Genomic DNA, 22,518 nt, shown 5'->3' on the forward strand with positions numbered 1-22,518 from the left:
TGCTATGACATTTGTAGCTGCTCCCGCACATCTTTCCACCGCCAGCGGCACTTTTGAGGCCGAATTCAAGGCGCGCCTGCATTGGTCTGCCGATGCGGACACGGTGATTGAAAAAACCGTCGCCGACATCCTGGCCGATGTGCAGCAACGTGGCGATGTGGCGGTGCTGGAGTACACGAACCGTTTTGACGGCCTGAGCGCCAGTTCGCTGGCGGAGCTGGAGCTGACCCAGGCCGAACTGAAAGCCGCGTTCGACGCCATTCCCACGGCCCAGCGTGACGCGCTGCAGGCGGCAGCCGCCCGGGTGCGTACCTACCACGAGGCGCAGAAAAGGGCCTCGGGCGAGAGCTGGAGCTACCGTGACGCCGACGGCACCCTGCTAGGCCAGAAGGTCACGCCGCTGGACCGCGTGGGCATCTACGTGCCCGGCGGCAAGGCCGCCTACCCCAGCAGCGTGCTGATGAACGCCATTCCCGCCCACGTGGCCGGTGTGGCCGAGATCATCATGGTCGTGCCCACGCCTAGAGGCGAAAAGAACGCCCTGGTGCTGGCCGCCGCCTACGTGGCGGGCGTGACCCGCGCTTACACCATAGGCGGCGCGCAGGCTGTGGCCGCGCTGGCCTATGGCACGGCGACCATCCCCAACGTGCACAAGATCACCGGCCCGGGCAACGCCTATGTGGCCGCCGCCAAGCGCCGCGTCTTCGGCACGGTGGGCATCGACATGATTGCCGGCCCCAGCGAAATCCTGGTGCTGGCCGACGGTACGACGCCACCCGACTGGGTGGCCATGGACCTGTTCAGCCAGGCCGAGCATGATGAGCTGGCGCAGAGCATTCTGCTGTGCCCGGACGCCGGCTACATCGCCCAGGTGCAGGCTGCTATCGACCGTCTGTTGAACGGCATGCCGCGCGCCGAGATCATTGCCAAGAGCCTCACCGGCCGCGGCGCGCTGATCCACACCCGCAGCATGGAAGAGGCCTGCGAGATCAGCAACCGGATTGCGCCCGAGCATTTGGAAGTCAGCAGCAACGACCCGCACCGCTGGGAGCCGCTGCTGAAACACGCCGGCGCCATCTTCCTGGGCGCCTACACCAGCGAAAGCCTGGGCGACTACTGCGCCGGCCCGAACCACGTGCTGCCCACCTCAGGCACCGCACGCTTCTCCAGTCCGCTGGGGGTCTACGACTTCCAGAAGCGCAGCAGCATCATCGAGGTCAGCCAGGCCGGTGCCCAGCTGCTGGGCCCGATAGCTGCCGAGCTGGCGTATGGTGAAGGCCTGCAGGCCCACGCCCAGGCTGCCGAGATGCGCTTGGACAAGGCCTAAGCCGGGTTTGGAAAAATAGGCCCATTTTTTTGGGCATAAAAATAGCTGCTAGCGCAATCAGTATGTGCGCTAGCAGCTATTCTTTTTGATGCTAAAAAAGTGAGCGGATACCGGTTGCGACCTCAGCTGGGCATCTTGAACTGCGGCGCGTGCTTTTGCAGCCACTGCTCTAGCATCATCAGAATCCAGACCATCTCACCGTAGTAACCGGGGTGCTCCTGCAGCCGCTCGGCCAGCAGGCTGCGGATGAAGTCCGGGCGCACGATGTTGCGCGTGGCCAGGCTGTTCAGCGAGTCGCTGGCGAGCTTTTTCAGGCCGTCGTGGCGCGTCGCCCAGACGCCGAAGGGCAGGCCGAAGCCTTGCTTCTTCTTGGTCAGAATCTCGTCCGGCAGGAAGCCGCGCAGCGCTTCCTTGAAGAACCAGCGCAGCTTCAGGCCCTTGAGCTTGTACTCGGTGGGCAGCTTGAGCGAGAACTCCAGCAGGGCCTGGTTCAGCATGGGGAAGCCCACCTGCAGGCCGGCCAGTTGGGTGGTGCCGCAGACCTTGGGCAGGTCGGTTTCGGCCAGGGTGTAGCGCCAGTCAAAGGCCAGCATGCGGTTCACCAGGCTGTCGGTGCGGGCTTGCTCCCATACGCCGCGCTGCTGCACGGCCGGGCCCTGCACGTCGATGCGCGCCAGGAAGTCGGGAGTGAACACATCGCTGATGCCCAGGCGCAGCAGCAGGTTGTACATCTGCAGCCGGTCTGGCATGGGTACTTTGGCCTGTTCCACATAGCTGGAGGCCTTGCTCAGCAGGCTGATGGAGCTGTTGGCGGTCTTGCCCAGCAGGGGCTCCATCAGTCCGCTGCGGATGGGCGCGGGCACCACGTCGTACCAGCCGAAGACGCGCTGCTTGGCGTAGCGGCTGTTGCCGCCAAACAGCTCGTCGCCGCCGTCGCCGGCCAGGATCTTGGTGACGCCGTCGTCCTTGGCCATGCGCGCGCAGTAGTACGAGGGTAGGGCGGACGAGTTGCCGAAGGGCTGGTCGTAGGAGGCGGCCACGTCAGCAATGCTGTGTACCAGGTCCTCGGGGGTGACGTAGTACTCGTGGTGTTCGGTCTTGAAATGGCGCGCAGCCAGCCGTGCGTACTCCATCTCGTCGTAGCCCTCGGCGTCGAAGCCGATGGAATAGGTGGCGGCGGGTTTGCCGGCGGCCTGGCCGATCATGCCGGCCACGGTAGAGCTGTCGGTGCCGCCGCTCAGGAAGCAGCCGGCCTTGCCACCGTCCAGCTCGCCTGCCACGGCGCTGCGCACCAGGCTGCGGAACTCGTCGCGCAGGGTGTCAAAAGAGGCGCCGGTCTGCTCGTTGAATGTGGGCACCCAGTAAGGCGCCACCAGCAGCTGGCCTTTGTCGAACACCGCGTAGTGGCCGGCCGGCAGGCGGAACACATCCTTGAAGATGGTGCGTGGCGAGGGGATGGCGTGGAAGAACAGGTAGTCAAAAATAGCCTGCGGGTCCACCTCGGCGCTGGCATCGGCCAGCGCGTCCGCGCGGGCCGCAAAGCGCAGCTGGCCGTCCTGGATGCGGTAGCACAGGCTGCGCACGGCGAAGCGGTCCACCGCCAGAAATGTGCGCCCGGATGCCTCTTGCAGCGCCACGGCAAAGTCTCCGCTGGCCTGCAGCGCGGCCGTGGCCGGGTTGTCAGCAAAGGCGGCCTGCCAGGCGGCTACCGCGCCGTCGGAGCGGGCCAGTGTGGCCAGGCGGGCATCTGCAAACAGGGGGGAACCAAGCACCAGTGAGGAGGGGGTCAAGGACATGGGCGGATAGGGTATGAAAAGCCGATACAAGTGCAGTAGCGCGGGGGCTGGAAAGCTCAAGGCCGGGCCGGGTTCAGCTGCTGCAGCGCTCCGGGATTATGCGGGGCATTGCCCGCAGTGCTCAGGGCCGCACTGTGCGCGGGGTGAATATATTCGCGCAGGGGCCGCAGATCCTGGCCGTTGGCGCTGCCAGGGGTCATGGCTTTGCCGACCAGGGGGCTGTCGGCGCGCAGCCGGTAGTCGTAGCCGGAGGCGAAGGCGCTGCGGTCCAGCCGGTAGTTGTTGCGCCAGGTACCTGGTGTGTTGGGCGCGCTGGGCAGCGGCGTGGGGCCTATGAACAGGTTGTTGACGGCCAGCACCGCATCGGCGCCGGGCCTGACGCGCAGCCAGGTGCCGCCGCCGGGCAGATCGTCCACCAGGGTGTTGTGCGACAGATAAAGCTGGTTGCTAGGCCAGGCATAGCCTTCGGCGCCGAAGGAAATCACATGCGGGTTTTCGGTCAGCGGGCCTTGCTCCACGATGTTGCCTATCACATAGGCCACGCCGCCATCGGGGAACTCCAGCTCGTAGCTGGCGCTCCCGCCGGCCTCGTCGGTCAGGCGGTTGTACAGAATGTAGTTGGCGGCGGCCCGGCTTTTCAGCAGATGGCCCGTGTGGGCGTGGTGGAAATAGCTGCCGCTGACCTTGGCCCGCGCGATGCGGCCTATGTAGAGGTTGTGGTTGTGGCCGTCCGGGCGGCTGTTGTAGGCGAATTCGCTGTCCTCCACCTCCAGCACCGCGTTCGCGTCGTTGCTAGTCAGCAGGCCCATCTCGTTGTAGGTGAAGCTGCAGTTGCGCACCACCAGCCTACCGGCTTCAAAGCGTATGCCGGCTCCGTTGCGGCTCTCCACCTGTGCGCCGGAAAAGTCAAAACCCTCTACCGTGAACTGGGGGCTGCGCACCACCCAAATGCCTTTGCCCTCGGCCGCCATGCCATTGGCCTGCAGACGCACGCGGCCGCCCACGGCACGCAGCGTGATGTGGGATTGGGTCCATACCGCCACGTCGCCCAGGTAGTCGCCGGCATCTACTTCAATCAGCGTGTTGTCGCCCGCCATCTGTGCGGCAGCAGCTATGGTTTTGATAGTACGCAGGGGGCCGACCCGCAGCAGCGTGGCCGCGTCGGCCGCGCCGGCCAGCAGCAGCCAGGCCAGCAGCCACAGGCGGCACAGCATGGCGAGGGTGGGGCGGTTGGAGAGGGTGGCGGGCATGGATGGCAGGCATTCTGCCGGATGCGGGCGGATCGGCGTCTGCCCGTATGATCTCTGGCTGCATAGAACACAACCCCAGGGCCAGCCGTTTGAAAACAGTTTTAATGATCGCCTACCACTTCCCGCCCTTGGCAGGCAGCAGTGGCATACAGCGCACATTGCGGTTTGTGCAGCATCTGCCCGCGCTGGGCTGGCGTCCCTTGGTGCTGACGGCCGAAGAGCGCGCCTACGAGCGCACCAGCCCCGACCTGTTGGCCGATGTGCCGCCCGAGACCGTGGTGCAGCGCGCCTTCGCCCTGGACACCGCGCGCCATCTGAACATCAAGGGCCGCTACATGGGCTGGATGGCCCGGCCCGACCGCTGGGTCAGCTGGCGCTTCGACGCCGTGCGCCAGGGCCTGCAGATGGTCAAGAAGTACAAGCCGGACGCCATCTGGTCCACCTATCCGATTGCCACGGCCCATGTGATTGGCCAGCAACTGCACCAGAAGACCGGCATACCATGGGTGGCCGACTTCCGCGACCCCATGGCGCAGGAGGGCTACCCTGCCGACCCTGAAACCTGGCGCAGCTACCAGCGCATCGAACAGCAGGCGCTGGAGCAGGCGCGCTATTCGCTGTTCACCACACCCGGCGCCGCGCAGATGTACCGCGAGCGCTACCCCCAGGCCGCCAGCCGCATTGCGGTGCTGGAAAACGGCTATGACGAGGAAAGCTTTGCCAACGCCCCGGCCGCAACCGCCCAGCCGCTGGCGGCCGACCAGCCCGTGGTGTTGCTGCACAGCGGCATCGTCTACCCCTCGGAGCGCGACCCGACCCAGCTATTCCAGGCTTTGCAGCGCCTGCGTGTCCAGGGCGGCCTGCAACCGCAGCAGCTGAAAATCCGCTTCCGTGCCTCGGCGCACGACGATCTGCTGTCCAGCCTGTCCAGCCAGTACGGTGTGCAGGACTTCATCGAACTCTGCCCCGCCGTGCCCTACCGCCAGGCCCTGGCCGAGATGCTGTCGGTGGACGCGCTGCTGGTCATGCAGGCCAGCAACTGCAATGCGCAGATTCCGGCCAAGATCTATGAATACCTGCGCGCCGGCAGGCCCCTGCTGGGCCTGACCGACCCGGTGGGCGACACGGCGGGCGTGCTGCGCGGTGCGGGCCTGGATGCCATCGCCCCGTTGGATTCCGTCGACGCCATGGTGGAATTGCTGCCGCGCTTCGTGGCCGCGGTGCGCAGCCAGTCGGTGGCCCTGCCCAACCCGGCGGCGGTGCGCGATGCCTCGCGCCAAGGCCGTTCCCAGGCGTTCGCGCGGCTGCTGGATACGATTTAACCGGGACGCGGGAAGGTCAACGTCACGCGCAGCCCGCCCAGCGTGGGTGATGCGTCCAGAGTCAACGTGGCCTTGTGGGCTTGCGCGATGGCCTGGGCAATGGCCAGGCCCAGGCCGCTGCCGCTGGCACCCGCTTCGGCACTGCGGTAGAAGCGGTCAAACACATGGGGTAGGTCGGCCGGAGCAATGCCGGGGCCAGAATCTTCCACGGTCAAGGTGGCGCCGTCCGGCGTAGCAACCAGGCCCACATCCACCCGGCCCTGCGCTGGCGTGTACTTCAGCGCGTTGTCCAGCAGGTTGCGCAACAGGATGCGCAAGGCCTCGGCATGGCCCTGCACCCAGGCTGGGGCGTTGGCATTCACACCCAGGTCCATTTGCCGCTCATGCGCCTGTGGCAGAGCTTCTTCCACGGCCAGGCGCACCAGGTCTTGCAGATTCAGCTTTTGTGCCGGGGTATCGGCTGCGGACTCCTGTCGGGCCAGCACCAGCAGCTGGTTCATTAGCCGGATGGCGCGGTCTATGCCCTGGTGCAGGCGGGCCACGGCGACATCGCGGCCCGGGCCATCGGCCGCACGGCCCAGGGCCTGGGCTTGCAGCTTGAGCGCGCTCAGGGGCGAGCGCAGCTCGTGCGCGGCATTCGCCACAAACGACTTTTGCGCATCAAACGCCGCATGCACGCGGGCGAACAGCAGGTTCAGCTCGTGCACCAGGGGGCGCACCTCGTCTGGCAGGCCGCTGTCGGGTAGGGGCGACAGGTCATCGGCGGCGCGGGTAGCAATTTGGCGGCGCGTGCGCTCCAGCGGCTTGAGCGCATGGCGTATGGCCCACCACAGGGCCAGCATCAGCAGCGGCGCCATCCAGGCCATGGGCAGCATGGCGCGGACCGCCAGAGCCCGGGCGCGGGCCTGGCGGGCGCTCATGTCCTGGGCGATCTGGATGGTCTGCGCCGGGGTCTGGATGGAGTACACACGGTAGCGCGTGCCGTTCTGCTCTACGTCCGAAAAGCCTAGCACGGCCTGCGGCGGCAGCCGGTTGTGGTGCGACTGGAACAGCTGCACGCCGTTGGCGCTCCATATCTGCACCTCGTAGTCAGTGTCGTCGTCTGACTCCAACGGATCGAGCTGCCTGGGGGTGCCATTGCGCAGCGCGTAGGCCATTTGCTGCAGGTGGTAGTCGAACATCTCGTCGGCCTGCTGCAGCGCCCCGTGGTAGGCGGATGCGGCCTGGAACAACGCGGCCGCCAGAATGGCTGTCATCACCGAACCCAGCAGGCGTCGGCGCAGGGAATACGGGCTGGTCATGGCTTCGGAATCACGTAGCCCAGGCCACGCACGTTCTGGATCAGCTCGCTGCCCAGCTTTTTGCGCAGGCCGTGGATGTACACCTCGACTGCATTGCTGCTGACGTCGTCCTTCCAGCTGTAGAGTTTTTCCTCCAGCTGGGCGCGCGAGAACACCACGCCGGGGCGTGCCATCAGTGCCTCCAGCACGGCCCATTCGCGGGCCGACAGGGCGATGGTCTGGCCGTTGCGCGCGGCCTCGTGGGTGATGGGGTTCAGGCGCAGGCCGTGGATCTCCAGCGCCGGGTCGGCGCGGCCGGCGCTGCGCCGCGTCAGGGCCCGGATGCGGGCCAGCAGCTCGTCGATGTCATAGGGTTTGAGCACATAGTCGTCGGCTCCGGCGTCCAGGCCCTTGATGCGCTCGGCCACGGCATCGCGCGCGGTGACGATCAGTACCGGTGTGCTGTCCTTGCGCAAGCGCAGGGACTTGAGCACGTCCAGCCCGTCTTTTTTGGGCAGGCCCAGGTCCAGCAGCACCAAGTCGTACTGTTGGGTGCTCAGCGCGGTGTCTGCCATGGCGCCGTCTTTGACCCAGTCCACGGCGAAGTGCTCGGCGCGCAGTACGTCGAGCACAGTTTCGCCAATCATGGGATCATCTTCGACGAGCAGTAGTCGCATTGTGTTTCCTCCGTGCAATTATCGCGGCCTCCGGCTTAGGTGGGGCTTAAGCAGCTTCGGCGCCACGGCGTTGCCGAAGGCATGCACTTTCGCTACCGCAAGCCGCTGTTCCGCAAGCCATGTTTTATGCAAATTCGTCGTGTTTTCTACATTGATGTTGTGTGCCTTAAGGTGAGCCTTCCATGACGCGGCGTTGGGAGCTGGATGCTATGCGCGGCCTGATGCTGGTGCTCATGACGGTGACGCACTTACCCACGCGGCTGAGTTCGCCCCTCGGGCAGCCCTTTGGATTTGTATCGGCCGCCGAGGGGTTTGTACTTTTGTCCGCGTACATGGCGGGCTTGGTATACGCCAAGTTGGCGCAACGGGATGGCATTGACGCCATGCGTATGGCGTTCTGGAAGCGGGCCATCAAGGTCTATGCATGCCATGTCGCCATGCTGTTGTTTCTATTCACGGCCGTTGCCGCAGTCGGTTTGCGGGTGGAGCAACCCGCCGTGACCAACTTGATGTCTTTTTACCTGGCGCAGCCGTTGACCGCATTGGGGGCTGGGTTGTTGCTTGTATATATGCCGCCGCTGCTGGACATCCTGCCCATGTATATCCTCTATATGCTGGCCAGTCCCTGGGTTTTGGCATATGCCTTGCGGCACGGATGGAACGGGGTGATGACCTGGAGCCTATGCGCATGGCTGTTGTCGCAATTTGGGCTAGGGGCATGGGTGTATGGCGCCACCGTTGCGTTAACGGGGTTGGTTGTGCCTATCCGTGAAGTTGGTGCGTTCTCGGTGTTTTCATGGCAGTTTCTTTGGGTGTTGGGCCTGTGGATGGGGGCTAGCCGCCATGCGAAGGATGCGCGGCCTTTTGTGTTTCCGCACTGGGCCGTTGTGTTGGCGGTGCTGATGGCGTTTGCCGGGTTCGTATGGCGGCACGGCGTGGGGCAAGCGCCCTTTGGTGCCGATCAAAACCTGAATATGCTGTTTGACAAATGGTTGCTCGGGCCGCTGCGGCTGCTGGATTTATTTGCATTGATGGTGGTGGTTCTTCATTTTGGTCCTGCGCTTGCGTCGCGGATATCGAGCCTGCCATGGCTGGAGGTGCTGGGTGCAGCCTCATTGCCCGTGTTTTCCGCGCATTTGGTGATCGTTTTGCTGGCGCTGACTTTTTTGGGAAGCGACCCGTTCGCCCACGCCTGGTGGGTGGATGTGGTGTTGCTGGCGGGCTGCTTTGGTGTGCTTTATGGGGTTGCCCGGGTATCGCTCAGGCTGGACCGCTTGCACCGGATGGAGGTGGGGATTCGCGGCTCGGGTGTGCGCTTTTAATTTTGAAAGCGTGGCGTTGACAGTGGCCTTTAATGGCTGCCGGCAATTTGCGCAGTCGGCACTTGGGCTGGCGCGGACGCCGGAAGCTGCGCGGCAATGATCGACTTCCATAGCCGGTAGCCGGCTTCATTCAGATGCAGCTGATCGGGTTGAAACAGCTCGGGCCGGGGTTGGCCCTCAGCGTTCAACATAGGCTGGAAGATGTCGATGTAGCGCACGTCTTGCAAGCTGTGCACATAGTCGGAGATCAGTGCATTGGTCTGCTTGATTTTTGGCAGCAGTTCAACGCGCGACGGGCTGGGCTTGATCGAGATGTAGGAAATGCGGGCTTCTGGCAACTCCGCCCTCACGCTGCGTACAAACTTTGCAAAGCTGTCTCTCACATCGGCTGGACTGCGACCTTCGGCCAAATCGTTATCGCCTGCATACACCAGCACCTGCTTGGGCTTGTAGCGGATCACCAGTTCGCGCACGAAGTGGTTGCAATCGGCCATGGTGGAACCACCAAAACCGCGGTTGATGATCACCGGCACCTGTCTGAAATCGTCCGACAGGCTGGTCCACATCCTGATCGTGGAGCTACCCACAAAAAGAACGCCATCACTGGCAGGCAGCCGTTCGTTGTCGGCTTTGGCAAATGCATCCAAGCTGCTTTGCCAGCGGGTCTGTGGGCTCAATAGCGGAGCCGAAGCCTGTCCGCCCCCCACCGGAACAGGCGTGGATACCGCCAGGGCTACGGGGAATAACGGTGCTTCGGCACCCGCCTTGTGGATCGCACCCGAAAGCACCAGCAAAGCTGTGAGCGCTTTGACGCGACGGCTGTAGTGGGCAACGGTGGAGCGGGCGGGTTTCATGGGACAGGGCATTGTGGAAAATGGCAATGCGGCATCAAGTACCAGGTAGATAAGGATGCAGATATTGCTAAGCAATCCAGATGCCTAAATACTACGCCTGCTTGTCGTGCCACGCCTGTTTTAGCCCGGCTCGCCCACAGCTTTTAAAGCTTTTTGTGGCTTTTTGGGTGCTCAGCCGGGCCGGTGGCTGAGCGTAATCAGTCAGCGTGCCACCAGCACCGGTAGCGTGGATTCGGCCAGCACCTTGGTGGCGATGCTGCCCAGCAGCAACCGGGCAATGCCCGAGCGCCCGTGCGAGCCCACGACGATCAGGTCTACGTCCTGGCCATTGGCGTACTCCACGATGGCGCTGGCCACGGCACGCTCTTCCACAGTCACCGGGATCAACGTCACTGCGCTGCCCTGCTTGCACAGGGCAGCCACCTTGCTGTGGGCGGCGGCGGCATCCTGTTGTGCGGCTGACATGTAGTGCTGCAGGCCTTCGGTGCTCATTTCGCCCACGGCCAGATAAGGGTAAGGGTCTACGGCATACAGAACTGTCAGTTTGGCGCCCATATTGCGCGCCAGATCCACGGCCATTTCGGCCGCATGGTCAGAGGCGGCAGATCCGTCGGTGGCCAGCAAAATGTGTTTCAACATAGTCGCTCCTTCCATCCACTATGTGTGGTGTGTGATGGCATTGTGCGACCGATGGCCCGACACTGCAGTTGATCTGCGTCAAGCCAGTGTGTATCAGGTGTAAGCCTTTGTTTTGTTGCATAAAAAATAGCCCTCCGGCGCAGGTAATACCTGCGCTGGCAGCTATTTATTTGCTAGCGCTGTGGTTCAGGCCAGACGGGCGCGGTGCCGTGCGATTTGCGCGCTGACCTGGGCCGGCGCGGTGCCGCCCAGGGTATTGCGGGCGTTCATGGAGCCGCGCAGGCTGAGCACGTCGTACACGTCTTTTTCGATCTTCGGGTTGAACTGCTGCAGCACGCTCAACGGCAGCTCGGACAGGTCCACGCTGTGTGCGATCGCGGCCCTCACCGCATGGGCCACGGCCTCGTGCGCGTCGCGGAAGGGCAGGCCTTTTTTGACCATGTAGTCGGCCAGGTCGGTGGCGGTGGCGTAGCCGCGCAGCGCGGCGCGCTCCATGGCCTCGGCCTTGACGGTGATGCCGCCGACCATCTCGGCGAAGATGCGCAGCGTGTCCTTGAGGGTGTCCACGGTGTCGAACAGCGGCTCTTTGTCTTCCTGGTTGTCCTTGTTATAGGCCAGGGGCTGGCCCTTCATCAGGGTGATCAGGCCCATCAGGTGGCCGACCACGCGGCCGGTCTTGCCGCGCGCCAGTTCGGGCACGTCGGGGTTCTTCTTCTGCGGCATGATGCTGGAGCCGGTACAGAAGCGGTCGGCAATGTCGATGAAGCCAAAGCTCTGGCTGATCCACAGCACCAGCTCTTCGCTGAGCCGGCTGATGTGCACCATGGCGATGCTGGCGGCGGCGGTGAATTCAATCGCAAAGTCGCGGTCGCTGACGGCGTCCAGGCTGTTCTGGCAGACCACGGGGAACCCGTTCACATCCACCATGCCCAAAGTCTTGGCGACGCGCTCGCGGTCCAGCGGGTAGCTGGTGCCGGCCAGGGCGGCGCTGCCCAGCGGCAGGCGGTTGACGCGCTTGCGCACGTCCAGCATGCGTTCGGCGTCGCGGGCGAACATTTCCACATAGGCCAGCATGTGGTGGCCGAAGCTCACCGGCTGGGCCACCTGCAGGTGGGTGAAGCCGGGCATCACCACATCCACATTCTTCTCGGCGATGCTGACCAGGGCCAGCTGCAGGTCGGTCAGCAGGCCGTTGATCAGGTCCATCTCGCCGCGCAGCCACAGGCGCACGTCGGTGGCGACCTGGTCGTTGCGGCTGCGGCCGGTGTGCAGGCGCTTGCCGGCGTCGCCGACCAGCTGGGTCAGCCGGGCTTCGATGTTCAGGTGCACGTCTTCCAGGTCCAGCTTCCATTCGAAGTTGCCGGACTCGATGTCGGCGCTGATCTGCGCCAGGCCGCGCTGGATGTCTGCATGGTCTTGGGCTGCGATGATGTTCTGCGCGGCCAGCATCTCGGCATGGGCCAGGCTGCCGGCAATGTCGGCCTGCCACAGGCGCTTGTCAAAAAACACGCTGGAGGTGTAGCGCTTGACCAGATCGCTCATGGGCTCGGAGAACAGGGCCGACCAGGCTTCGGATTTTTTGTCGAGTTGGTTTATGGAGGAGGACATGCGGCAGGCACCAATGTGGCAGAGGGGGAGATGGAGTGGCGTACCAACGGCCGGTTCATACCCAATAATCGGGTCTTGTCATGGACGTTGGTATGCAAGAGACGCAAATTTTATCGAGCTTCGGTACGCTAGCCGACCCGGACGCCCCCACGCGCGTGTCCAGGGCCCTGGTATTTGATGCCTGCCAGGTGGGTGTGATCCTGCGCGCCGTGTTGTTTGTCGAGCTGGCGGTGGCCGTGGCCGCGCTGTTTGGGGCCCTGGGCGCGGGCGATTGGCTGACTCGGCTGGCCCTGTGGACTGGTGGCGCCTTGCCTGCCGTGCTGGTCTGGCTGCTGGCCGCTTGTAGCCTAAAGCGCACGCTGGCGCGCCTGCCACCCTGGGCGCAGTATGTGGCCGGGGTGCTGCTGGGCGCGCTGGCCGGCCTGTACGGCTGCGGCATGCTGGCCCTGATCGGCCTGATGGACCCCGTGCCCTGGCTGGCCTGCGCGGCGGCCGGCGCCTGGTTGTCCGCCATGGTGGTGGCTGGCTTGGTGCTGCGCGCCCGCGCCCGTACGCCAGCTGCCACTACGGCGCGGCTGGGTGAGCTGCAGGCGCGCATCCGGCCACATTTCTTGTTCAATACGCTGAACAGCGCGATTGCCCTGGTGCGCGCCGAGCCGGCCCGGGCCGAAGCCCTGCTGGAAGACCTGAGCGACCTGTTTCGCCACGCGCTGGTGGACCAGGGCGAGTCCGTCACGCTGGAGCAGGAGACCACCTTGGCCGAGCGCTACCTGTCCATTGAGCAGGTGCGCTTTGGCGAGCGCCTGCGCATCCACTGGGCGCTGGACCTGCGCGCCGCCCAGGCCCAGCTGCCGCCCCTGCTGCTGCAGCCGCTGGTGGAGAACGCCGTCAAGCACGGTGTGGAGCCCAGCGCCAGCGGGGCCGACCTGCGCATCAGCACCGAGCGGCGCGGCGACACGGTGGTCATCAAGATCAGCAACACTGTGCCCGCCGGGCCGGGCGCCGCCGGCTTTGGCGTGGCGCTGGACAATGTGCGCGACCGCCTGAAGCTGCTGCACGACGTGCAGGGCCAGTTCCAGGCGGTGCTGAAGGATGGCATCTACCTGGTGCGCATCGAGATACCGGCATGAAAGGACGCGGCCCATGACACTGCGCATATTGATCGTGGACGACGAGGCGCTGGCCCGCGCCCGGCTGCGCACCCTGCTGGGCGACTGCAAGGCGCCGGCAGCCCAAGTGGTGGCCGAGGCGGCGAACGCGCAGCAGGCCTGCGCCGCGCTGGCCAGCCAGACGGTGGACCTGCTGCTGCTGGACATCCACATGCCCGGCATGGACGGTCTGCAACTGGCCCAGCAGCTGCAGGCCCTGCCCCGGCCGCCGGCCGTGGTCTTCGTTACCGCCCACGCCGGCCATGCGCTGCAGGCCTTTGACCTGGCCGCGGCAGATTACTTGACCAAGCCGGTGCGCCTGGAGCGCCTGCAGCAAGCGCTACAGAAAGTGGAGCGGCTGCTGCAGGCAGCACCTGCGCCAGAGCCCGATTTGATGCAGGATGTGCTGGTGATACACGACCGCGGCCGCACCGAGCGCGTGCCCCTGGCCAGCGTGCTGTATCTGAAGGCCGAGCTGAAATACATCACCGTGCGTACCGCCAGCCGCAGCTATGTGCTGGACGGCTCCTTGAGCGAGCTGGAGGCGCGTCACGCCAGTGTGTTTATCCGTGTCCACCGCAACGCCTTGGTGTCGCGCCGTGCGCTGCGGGCGCTGGAAAAGCATTTCGACCCCGAGGAGGGCGAGGGCTGGGCCGTGCGCCTGCAGGGGCTGGATGAAGTGCTGATGGTGTCGCGCCGCCAACTGGCAGCGGTGCGCGAAGCCATGGCGGGTTAAGCTCTGAGCCTATGGAACTAAGCCGCCTGCACCACGCCGCTATCATCTGCTCCGACTACGCGCGGTCCCGGGACTTCTACACCCGCATCCTGGGCCTGCGCATCGTGGCCGAGAACCTGCGCGCCGAGCGCCAGTCCTACAAGCTGGACCTGGCGCTGGCCGATGGTTCACAGATTGAGCTGTTTTCCTTCCCCGCGCCGCCACCGCGTCCCTCGCGGCCCGAGGCTTGTGGCCTGCGCCACCTGGCGTTTGCCGTGGTGGATCTGGATGCGAACATCGCCAGCCTGCAAGCTGACGGCGTGGCCGTGGAGCCGGTGCGTGTCGATGAATTCACCGGCCGGCGCTTCACCTTTTTTGCCGACCCCGATGGCTTACCTCTTGAACTCTACGAAGTGAACCCGTGACCCCCATGAAAACAGTCTGGATCGTAGACGCCGCGTACATGTACAACTTCGGCCGTTCACGTGCCAACGGCTTTGACTACCTGAAGCTCAAGCACGAGCTGGTCAAGGCCAACGGCGGCCCGATCTACGAGAGCTACTACTTGAATTCCACCGGCGACCCGAACGCCGAAGCGCAGAACGCCTTCCACACCTGGATCAAGTCCGCGCCGCCCAAGGGCCCGCAGATGCGGGTGCAGCTGTACAAGCTCAAGGAGCAGCACAACCAGTGCCCGTCGTGCAAAACCCACTTCGACCGCACGGTGCAAAAAGGCGTGGACGTGGCAATTGCCACGCTGATGATCAAGCTTGCCGCTCAGGGCATTTATGACCGGGTGATCTTGTCGGCCGGCGACGGCGACTTTGAAGACGCCATCTCCTACCTCAAGTCCGATCTGCGCAAAGAGGTTTGGCTCAACGGCGCGCAGGCCACGCTGTCGGCCGATCTGCAGTGCTACGCCGACCGCGTGCTGTGGCTGGATGACATGGGCTCATCCATTGATAAATAGCGGTTGCTATTGAATTGGTAGCTTATGACGCAGTAGCTTCCTGCGCTGGAGGCTTATTTTGTTCAGAAGCTTCCTTGATGGAGGCGAAGCGCGCGGCCAGCTCGCGGCGTACTTTCTTGCGCATGATGGACTGCTCGAAGCGGCGTTTTTCGTCGTCCGTGCTGGGCACCAGCGCCGGCACGGGGGCCGGCTTGCGGTCGTCGTCCACGGCCACCATGGTGAAGAAGCAGCTGTTCACATGGCGCACGCTGCGGCTGCGGATGTTCTCGGCCACCACCTTGATGCCGACCTCCATGGACGAGGTGCCGGTGTGGTTAATGCTGGCCAGAAAGGTCACCAGCTCGCCCACGTGGATGGGCTGCAGGAACATCACCTGGTCCACGCTCACGGTGACCACATAGCGGCCGGCGTAGCGGCTGGCGCAGGCGTAGGCCACCTGGTCCAGCAGCTTGAGCACGGCGCCGCCGTGCACATTGCCCGAAAAATTGGCCATATCCGGGGTCATCAAGACCGTCATGCTCAGTTGGTGTGCTGGGAGTTCCATCGCGGGCTTTCGTTTGATTCTTGATGCCGATTATTACTTCTTGCGCAAGCCTAGCCGTGCCGCCAGCCGGACCAGATTGGCCCGGTGCAAGCCCAGTTCGCGGGCTAGCGATGCCCAGTTGCCCTGGTGGCGCTGCAGGCCTTCGGCGATGCGCTGGCGCTGGTGGTCGTCCAGCGAGGTGCGCAGATCGACGGGCGGCGTCGTATCGGCCGGCACGTCCACCGTTGCGGTTTGGGCGCCCAGGTCCAGATGCGCAGCCGTCAGGCTAACGATGCGCGCCCGGGGTGCCGCGCCCTGCATGGCCTTGAGGGCGCTGCGGGCAATCAGGTGTTCCAGCTCGCGCACATTGCCGGGCCAGCTGTGCGCGAGCAGCGCGGCCTGGGCGTCGGCATCGAGGCGCAGGCTGCCCAGGCCGAGGCGGGATCGGTTCAGCTCCAAGAAATGCCCGGCCAGCAGCAGCACGTCGTGGCCGCGCTCGCGCAGCGGCGGCACGGGCAAGGGGTAGACGCTGAGCCGGTGGTAGAAGTCGGCGCGGTAGCGGCCGGCGCGCACCTCCTGCGCCAGATCGCGGTTGGTGGCGGCAATCACCCGCACATCGACGCGGTGCTCGCGGTCCGAGCCCAGGCGCTGCAGCTGGCCGCCCTGCAGCACGCGCAACAGCTTGGCCTGCACGCTCAGCGACAGCTCACCCACCTCGTCCAGGAATAGCGTGCCGCCGTCGGCCAGTTCGAACTTGCCGCGCCGGTCGGCCACCGAGCCCGAGAACGCGCCGCGCACATGGCCGAACAGCTCGCTTTCCACCAGCGATTCGGGCAGGGCCGCGCAGTTCAGGCTGATCAGCGGCCGGCTGGCACGCGGCGAAGCCGCATGCAGAGCCTGGGCCACCAGCTCCTTGCCGACGCCGGTTTCGCCGGTGATCAGCACCGTCAGGTCGCTGTTGCCCACGGTGGCGATGTCGGCCAGCAGGCGCTGGTGGGCCGGGCTCTGGCCGATCAGCGTAGGGGGTGGGTGCTCTTCGGCCAGCGCGCGGTAGCTTTCGGCGCGCGCATGCTCGGCCTCGAACTGCTGCGCCAGCCCGGCCATGCGCTGCACCACGCTGACGGTTGCCGCCGCCAGGCTGGCGAAGGCCTGCAGATCGCCCAGATCGACGCTGGAGAAGCGTTCCTTGTCCAGCGCGTCCAGGGTCAGCACGCCCCATGGGGTGTCGCCCAGCAGCACCGGGCAGCCCATGCAGTCGTGCACCTCCAGCTGTACGCCTTCGATCAGGCCGTCGTAGGGGTCGGGCAGCGGGCTGTCGGGCGGGAAGCGGGTCGGGCCGGGGGCTTCCAGCAGCTGCTGCAGGCGAGGGTGCTCGCTGACCTTGAAGCGGCGCCCCAGCGTGTCATGGCTCAAGCCGTCCACCGCTAGCGGCAGCCGCCAGCCGCCGTCTAGCCGTAAGAGCGCGGCCGCATCGCAGGGCAGCAGGGCGCGCACGGCCTCCAGCAGGCGGCGGTAGCGCTCGCCGTCGGGCAGTTCGCGTGCCAGGTCGTCGACCAGGGGCACCAGGGTCTGGAGCAGGCTTTTTGTTATCAAAATGATTCCTTGGTGGATCATTATGACTGCATCAAAAAGATAGTGTGTACACCTAAGTGCTTGATTCCTATGGGCTACAGGGCGGGCATGGAACTTGAGTTAGTAGCTGCAGCCGGGCGCCGCCCTGCATCCGATTGAAAGCCACACATGCTGACCCCAGAACAACGCGCCATCGTCAAATCCACCGTGCCCCTGCTGGAAAGCGGCGGCGAGGCATTGACCACGCATTTCTACAAAACCATGCTGGCCGAGCACCCCGAGGTGCGGCCCTTCTTCAACCAGGCCCACCAGGCCAATGGCGACCAGCCGCGCGCCCTGGCCAATGGCGTGCTGATGTATGCCCGGCATATCGACCACCTGGAGCAGTTGGGTGGATTGGTGTCGCAAATCATCAACAAGCATGTGTCGCTGCAGATCGAGGCCGCGCACTACCCCATCGTCGGTGCCTGCCTGCTGCGCGCTATCCGCGAGGTGCTGGGCGCCGAGATCGCCACCGATGCCGTCATCGCAGCCTGGGGCGCGGCCTATGGCCAGCTGGCCGACATCCTGATCGGCGCGGAAGAAAAAATCTACGCCGATGTGGCGGCCGCCCCGGGTGGTTGGCGCGGTGCGCGGGCTTTCCGCGTGGCGCGCAAGGAAGTGGAGAGCGCCGAGATCACCTCCTTCTACCTGCAGCCGCAGGACGGCGGCACGGTGATCGGCTTCCAGCCCGGCCAGTACATCGGCCTGCGTCTGGTGGTGAACGGCAACGAGATACGCCGCAACTACTCGCTGTCGGCTGCGCCGAACGGCGTGGACTACCGCATCAGCGTCAAGCGCGAGGCCGGCGGCGTGGCCTCGAACTACCTGCACGACCAGGTGCAGGTAGGCACGGTGCTGGACCTGTTTCCACCCGCGGGCGACTTCGTGCTGGCCGCCAGCGACAAGCCGCTGGTGCTGATCAGCGGCGGTGTCGGCATCACGCCGACCCTGGCCATGCTGGACGCAGCGCTGCAGGGCACACGGCCGGTGCACTTCATACATTGCGCACGCAATCGGCAGGTCCATGCCTTCCGCCACGCCATCGAGGCACGTCTGGCCAAGCACCCGCAGCTGCAGCGCTTCTACGCCTATGACGAGCACAGCGGCGCGGACGATGTGCCGCATGCCGTAGGCCATCTGCAGCAGGCGCAGCTGGCCGAGTGGCTGCCCGCATCGCGCGATGTGGATGCGTATTTCCTCGGCCCCAAGCCCTTTATGCGCCAGATGAAAAAACAGCTGCGTGAACTGGGCGTGCCCGAGACACAAACCCGTTATGAATTTTTTGGCCCGGCTGCGGCTTTGGAATAGCTAGATTTTCGCGCCCACTTCGAGCGCGCAGTTGCGCAGCCAGGCCAGTGCCAGGTCGTTGTTGCGGTACTTGTGCCATTGCAGCATCTGGACCAGCTTGGGGATTTCCAGCGGGGGTTCCCAGATGCGGATGGGCAGCAGGTGGCGCACCCGCTCGGCCAGCCGCCGGTGCACGGTGGCGATGCGGTCGGTGCCCACCACCAGGCTGGGGAGGGCCGCCAGGGTTGGGGCTGTGACCTCGACCCGGCGGGTGATGCCAAAGCGCTCCAGAAACCAGCCATCGAATGCCGGTGTCTGCGCGGCACCGGAAAAGTTGGCCAGCACATGGCCGGCCGCCAGGTAGTCGTCAAAACTCAGCTTGTCCTGGATATGCCGGTTACCGGTCCAGGTCACGCACAGGTAGTTCTCTTCGAACAGGGGCTGGGACGGGTGGTCGGGCGAGGCGTATTGGGCAGGAATGATCAGCAGGTCTGCGTCGCCTTGTTCCAGCATTTCTGCGGGGTTGGTGTATTGCATGCGCAGGTCTATGCGCACGCCCGGCGCCTCGTGGTACAGCCGCTCCAGCAGAGCGGGTACGAAGACCGTGGTGGTGAAGTCGGACACCAGCAGGGTGAAGGCCCGCGAGGCGGTGGCCGGGTCAAAGCGGGGCTGCGCGGCAATCGTGCTGTCGATGCGCATCAGCACCTCGCGCACCGGTTCCACCAGCGCTTCAGCGCGTGGCGTCCAGATCAGCTGGCGCCCTGAGGGCACCAGCAATTCATCTTCGAAATAAGCCCGCAGGCGTGCCAGCGCATTGCTCATGGCGGGTTGGCTGAGATGCACGCGCACGGCCGCACGGCTGATGCTGCGCTCGGTCAGCAAGGCGTTCAGCGCCACCAATAGGTTGAGGTCGAGTTTGTTGAATCGCATGCTCGGGGTAACCCTTGGTATTGGTAGCGTGGATTTGTGGAATCGAAAGAATCCATTTTACGAATGCTTTACCCCTCCGTACATTCCGTTTCCAGGTCGGGGCAAACCGCAGTTTGCAGCCCACCGCAAGACAACAAAACGGAGACAAAAATGCACCCACGTCTATGGAGGCGGACCCCGTCCGCCCGGGCCACTCGCCTTTATTCCCATGCCCAGCTAATTACACATACGGCCATGGCCTGCGTCGCGCTGGGGGCCGTGCAGGGCGCCCAGTCCACGGAGCTGGACAGTGGCAACCCGGATCTCAGCTTGCGCTTCGACAACACGGTCAAGGCCAGCACCATGTACCGCTTGCGTAATGCAGACCCGGTACTGACGCAGTCTTTCAATGCACAGGGCGCACCACAGGCTTTGAACTTCAATGCCGGCGACCAGAACTTCAGCAAGCGCGGCTTTGTGTCGGAGCGGGTGGACTTGCTGTCTGAGTTCGACGCGGTGTACCAGGGCCGCTTTGGCCTGCGGGTGAGTGCCGCGGGCTGGTACGACCGGGCCTACCAGCGTGGTACGGACGCGCCCAACGACCCGACCAACGGCCAGTCACCTTACAACCAGTTCGCCGACCACACCCAGCAGGAGTCGGGTCGCAAGGCGGAGCTGATGGATGCGTTTGTGTTTGGCAGCACCACCTTGGCCAACGGCAGCAAGATCAGTGGCCGGCTGGGCCAGCACACCTTGCTGTACGGCGAAAGCCTGTTCTTTGGCGACAACGGTATTGCGGCGGCCCAGGGGCCGACAGACGTGTCCAAATTGCTGTCCTCGCCGAATGCACAGTTCAAGGAAATTGCCATTCCCGTGCCGCAGCTGTCGGGCCAGTGGCAGGTGGCGCCCAACTTCAGCTTGGGCGGCTATGTGCAGTTTCAGTGGAAAGAGAGCCGCGTGCCGGCAGGCGGTAGCTACTTCTCCACCGCCAACATACCCTGGGGGGCCACCGGGCCGGAGTTTGTCGGCATACCGCTATCGGTGCCCGGCGTGGGTGGCAACTATGTGGCCTCGCCGGGTAGCGACGACAAGCCGCGCAACAGCGGGCAATTTGGCCTGCAGGCCAAGTGGCGGCTGGACGAGACCGACCTGGGCTTCTACTACGCGCACTACCACGACAAGACCGGCCAGCTCTACTCCCGGCTGAACCCCGGTGCGCCCACCACGGACAGCAGCTGGTTCTATGTGTTCGGCCGCGACATCGACGTGGCGGGCGCCAGCGTGACGCGCTCGATGGGCGACTTCAATGTGTCCGCCGAGGCATCGCTGCGCGACAACATGCCGCTGAATGTAAACAACGCTGTGTATTTCGGCCCCAGCAGCGCATCCCGGCCTGCCTACCCGACCGGGCGTACCGCGCACGTCAATCTGTCCACCATTGCCAGCTTCGGCCCGAACTTCCTAGCCAAGGAAAGTGGCCTGGCGGCCGAGCTGGCCTGGAACCGCGTGCTGCATAAGAACGATCCGGACAACGAGATCGACCAGGGCCGCACCCGCGACGCCAGCATCTTGCAATTCGTCTACACCCCGACCTACCGGCAGCTGTTTGATGGGGTGGACATCAACGTGCCTGTGGGCCTGCGCTACACCTTGTCCGGCCGTTCCAGCGTCACGGCCTGGGGCCCCAAGGGCACGGGCAGCGCCAACATCGGCATCGAGGGCAATTACCGCAACACCTGGCAGTTCGGGCTGAACTACACCCGCTACATCGGTACCACCAAGCCCTTCCACGACTACAGCACAGGCCAGTTCAGCGACGGCAACCCGCTGGGCGACCGCGACTTCATCTCATTGAACCTGCGCCGCACGTTCTGAACCCCGCGCATTGGAATTACCGGAGATACCATGAAAAAAAACCACCATACCCTGCTGGCGGCCTGTGGGCTGCTGATGGGCGCCGCCACCAGCCTGCCCAGCTTGGCTGCCGTGAGCGCGGAAGAAGCCGCGAAACTGAAAACTGAATTGACCCCGCTGGGCGCTGAAAAGGCTGCCAACAAGGACGGCAGCATTCCCGCCTGGACCGGCGGCATGACAACCGCCATCCCTGGCGACAAAGCCGGTGGCCGCCGCGGCGATCCGTTCAAGGACGAAAAACCGGTGACCAGCATCACCGGCAAGAACGCCGACCAGTACGCCGACAAGCTCAGCGACGGCGTCATGGCTTTGCTGAAAAAGTACCCTGATTACCGCGTGGATGTGTACAAGACGCACCGCACTGCTGCCGCGCCACAGTGGGTGTATGACAACACGCTGAAGAACGCCACCCGTGGCAAGCTGCAGGGCGATGTCCCGGCCGACGTGGTGGGTGGCGTTCCCTTCCCCCTGCCCAAGGCGGGGGTCGAGGTGATGTGGAACCACATGCTGCGCTGGCGCGGCACCTCCTTCCAGTCCAAGATCACCCAGTACCAGATCACGGCCGAGGGCAAACCGGTGATGACCACCGACGGTGTCATTGACTTCCAGATCCCGTACTACTACCCCGACGTCACATTGGAGTCCTTCGCCAAGGCGCCCGAGACCCAGCTGATCCGCTTGGTCAACGTGGGGCCACCGATACGTGCGGGTGAAGCCCTCGTCGGCCGCGAACAGATCGACCCGTCGAAAACCCAGTCCTGGGTCTACCTGACCGGTCAGCGCCGTGTGCGCAAGCTGCCCAACCCTTGCTGCGACACGCCGTCTCCGGTTACCGCCGGACTGATGAGCTTCGACGAAATACAGACATGGTCAGGTAAGCTGGACCGATTCGACTTCAAGCTGGCAGGCAAGAAGGAGATATTCATCCCCTACAACGGCAACCGCCTGCTGCAGCCCAAGACCGATGCCGAGGTGCTGGGCAAAAACGGCGTCAACCCCGACTTCATGCGCTGGGAACTGCACCGTGTGTGGGTGGTGGATGCCAGCCTGCGGGCCGGCCAGCGCCACCCGGCCGCCAAGAGCCGCTACTACTGCGATGAAGACACCTGGACCTGTGTGCTGGCCGACCGCTGGGATTCCAACGGCCAGCTGTGGAAGACCATCTGGACCGCCACCTTTGTGGCGCCCGACCTGCCAGGTACGGTGACGGGGGCTTTCGGCTTCAACGACCTGTTGTCGGGCACCGCCTACGTGGGCGATCTGTACAACGGCAAGTCGGCGCAATACACGCTGCAGCCGCGCTACGCAGATTCCACTTTCTCGCCCGATGCCATGGCTGGCGACAGCGTTCGCTGAGGTGCAG

General features: G+C 64.6%; 20 protein-coding genes. 10 read left to right on the plus strand and 10 right to left on the minus strand.

Features of this window, described 5'->3' with window-relative positions; translation table 11 throughout:
- Window positions 1-4 precede the first annotated feature (4 nt).
- Window positions 5-1,327 carry a histidinol dehydrogenase gene (hisD, locus tag AC07R0_RS20050; protein WP_495106150.1) on the plus strand — a complete coding sequence of 441 codons (1,323 nt, stop codon included), beginning with the start codon at window positions 5-7 and terminating at the stop codon, window positions 1,325-1,327.
- Window positions 1,328-1,449: 122 nt separating this feature from the next.
- Here the strand turns inward: hisD and AC07R0_RS20055 are convergent, their stop codons facing one another.
- Entirely contained in the window at window positions 1,450-3,123 is a 1,674-nt protein-coding gene (locus tag AC07R0_RS20055) for an asparagine synthetase B family protein (RefSeq protein WP_495106151.1), read from the minus strand.
- A gap of 56 nt (window positions 3,124-3,179) precedes the next feature.
- On the minus strand, window positions 3,180-4,373 hold the full coding sequence (locus AC07R0_RS20060; protein ID WP_495106152.1) for a right-handed parallel beta-helix repeat-containing protein: 1,194 nt from the start codon (window positions 4,371-4,373) through the stop codon (window positions 3,180-3,182).
- Window positions 4,374-4,462: 89 nt separating this feature from the next.
- Here AC07R0_RS20060 and AC07R0_RS20065 point away from each other — a divergent pair, with 89 nt between their 5' ends.
- Window positions 4,463-5,695, plus strand: a complete 1,233-nt coding sequence (locus tag AC07R0_RS20065; RefSeq protein WP_495106153.1) for a glycosyltransferase — start codon at window positions 4,463-4,465, stop codon at window positions 5,693-5,695.
- On the opposite strand, the gene AC07R0_RS20070 is transcribed toward AC07R0_RS20065, so the two are convergent.
- Together AC07R0_RS20070 and AC07R0_RS20075 are read right to left on the minus strand one after the other, a co-directional pair.
- Entirely contained in the window at window positions 5,692-6,996 is a 1,305-nt protein-coding gene (locus AC07R0_RS20070; RefSeq protein ID WP_495106154.1) for an ATP-binding protein, read from the minus strand. The genes AC07R0_RS20065 and AC07R0_RS20070 overlap by 4 nt on opposite strands.
- Window positions 6,993-7,652, minus strand: coding sequence for a response regulator (locus tag AC07R0_RS20075; RefSeq protein WP_495106155.1), 660 nt, complete (start codon window positions 7,650-7,652; stop codon window positions 6,993-6,995). Before AC07R0_RS20075 ends, AC07R0_RS20070 begins: the two co-directional genes overlap by 4 nt.
- A 182-nt stretch (window positions 7,653-7,834) precedes the next feature.
- Here AC07R0_RS20075 and opgC point away from each other — a divergent pair, with 182 nt between their 5' ends.
- On the plus strand, window positions 7,835-8,974 hold the full coding sequence (opgC, locus tag AC07R0_RS20080; RefSeq protein ID WP_495106156.1) for an OpgC domain-containing protein: 1,140 nt from the start codon (window positions 7,835-7,837) through the stop codon (window positions 8,972-8,974).
- A 29-nt stretch (window positions 8,975-9,003) separates the two neighbouring features.
- On the opposite strand, the gene AC07R0_RS20085 is transcribed toward opgC, so the two are convergent.
- The 3 genes from AC07R0_RS20085 to argH all read right to left on the minus strand — a co-directional run bounded on the left by AC07R0_RS20085 (window position 9,004) and on the right by argH (window position 12,063).
- Window positions 9,004-9,828, minus strand: a complete 825-nt coding sequence (locus tag AC07R0_RS20085) for an SGNH/GDSL hydrolase family protein (RefSeq protein ID WP_495106157.1) — start codon at window positions 9,826-9,828, stop codon at window positions 9,004-9,006.
- A 201-nt stretch (window positions 9,829-10,029) separates the two neighbouring features.
- On the minus strand, window positions 10,030-10,467 hold the full coding sequence (locus AC07R0_RS20090) for a universal stress protein (RefSeq protein ID WP_495075194.1): 438 nt from the start codon (window positions 10,465-10,467) through the stop codon (window positions 10,030-10,032).
- A 186-nt stretch (window positions 10,468-10,653) separates the two neighbouring features.
- On the minus strand, window positions 10,654-12,063 hold the full coding sequence (gene argH / locus AC07R0_RS20095; protein ID WP_495106248.1) for an argininosuccinate lyase: 1,410 nt from the start codon (window positions 12,061-12,063) through the stop codon (window positions 10,654-10,656).
- Window positions 12,064-12,167: 104 nt separating this feature from the next.
- Between argH and AC07R0_RS20100 the strand changes: the two genes are divergently transcribed.
- Genes AC07R0_RS20100 through AC07R0_RS20115 form a run of 4 tightly spaced genes read left to right on the plus strand, consistent with a single transcriptional unit; the run spans window position 12,168 to window position 14,908 of the window.
- The gene (locus AC07R0_RS20100) at window positions 12,168-13,205 is read left to right on the plus strand and encodes a sensor histidine kinase (protein WP_495106158.1); all 1,038 of its coding nucleotides are present in this window, start codon (window positions 12,168-12,170) and stop codon (window positions 13,203-13,205) included.
- A gap of 13 nt (window positions 13,206-13,218) precedes the next feature.
- Entirely contained in the window at window positions 13,219-13,959 is a 741-nt protein-coding gene (locus tag AC07R0_RS20105) for a LytR/AlgR family response regulator transcription factor (protein ID WP_495106159.1), read from the plus strand.
- Between the two features lie 11 nt (window positions 13,960-13,970).
- The gene (gene gloA2, locus AC07R0_RS20110) at window positions 13,971-14,363 is read left to right on the plus strand and encodes an SMU1112c/YaeR family gloxylase I-like metalloprotein (protein ID WP_495106160.1); all 393 of its coding nucleotides are present in this window, start codon (window positions 13,971-13,973) and stop codon (window positions 14,361-14,363) included.
- A 5-nt stretch (window positions 14,364-14,368) separates the two neighbouring features.
- On the plus strand, window positions 14,369-14,908 hold the full coding sequence (locus AC07R0_RS20115) for an NYN domain-containing protein (RefSeq protein ID WP_495075198.1): 540 nt from the start codon (window positions 14,369-14,371) through the stop codon (window positions 14,906-14,908).
- A 22-nt stretch (window positions 14,909-14,930) separates the two neighbouring features.
- Here the strand turns inward: AC07R0_RS20115 and AC07R0_RS20120 are convergent, their stop codons facing one another.
- Both AC07R0_RS20120 and norR read right to left on the minus strand, forming a co-directional pair.
- Window positions 14,931-15,452, minus strand: coding sequence for an acyl-CoA thioesterase (locus tag AC07R0_RS20120; RefSeq protein WP_495106161.1), 522 nt, complete (start codon window positions 15,450-15,452; stop codon window positions 14,931-14,933).
- Window positions 15,453-15,485: 33 nt separating this feature from the next.
- Window positions 15,486-17,045 carry a nitric oxide reductase transcriptional regulator NorR gene (norR, locus tag AC07R0_RS20125; protein WP_495106162.1) on the minus strand — a complete coding sequence of 520 codons (1,560 nt, stop codon included), beginning with the start codon at window positions 17,043-17,045 and terminating at the stop codon, window positions 15,486-15,488.
- Window positions 17,046-17,171: 126 nt separating this feature from the next.
- On the opposite strand from norR, the gene hmpA reads away from it, so the two are divergent.
- Window positions 17,172-18,353: an NO-inducible flavohemoprotein gene (gene hmpA, locus AC07R0_RS20130; RefSeq protein ID WP_495106163.1), complete on the plus strand. Its 1,182-nt coding sequence runs from the start codon at window positions 17,172-17,174 to the stop codon at window positions 18,351-18,353.
- On the opposite strand, the gene AC07R0_RS20135 is transcribed toward hmpA, so the two are convergent.
- The gene (locus tag AC07R0_RS20135) at window positions 18,354-19,262 is read right to left on the minus strand and encodes a LysR family transcriptional regulator (protein WP_495075202.1); all 909 of its coding nucleotides are present in this window, start codon (window positions 19,260-19,262) and stop codon (window positions 18,354-18,356) included. It lies immediately after the preceding gene.
- Between the two features lie 234 nt (window positions 19,263-19,496).
- Between AC07R0_RS20135 and AC07R0_RS20140 the strand changes: the two genes are divergently transcribed.
- Window positions 19,497-21,116, plus strand: coding sequence for a DUF1302 domain-containing protein (locus AC07R0_RS20140; protein ID WP_495106164.1), 1,620 nt, complete (start codon window positions 19,497-19,499; stop codon window positions 21,114-21,116).
- A gap of 30 nt (window positions 21,117-21,146) precedes the next feature.
- Window positions 21,147-22,511, plus strand: coding sequence for a DUF1329 domain-containing protein (locus AC07R0_RS20145; protein WP_495106165.1), 1,365 nt, complete (start codon window positions 21,147-21,149; stop codon window positions 22,509-22,511).
- The last annotated feature ends 7 nt before the right edge of the window (window positions 22,512-22,518 follow it).

The organism is Rhodoferax sp. GW821-FHT07F03, assembly GCF_059418745.1.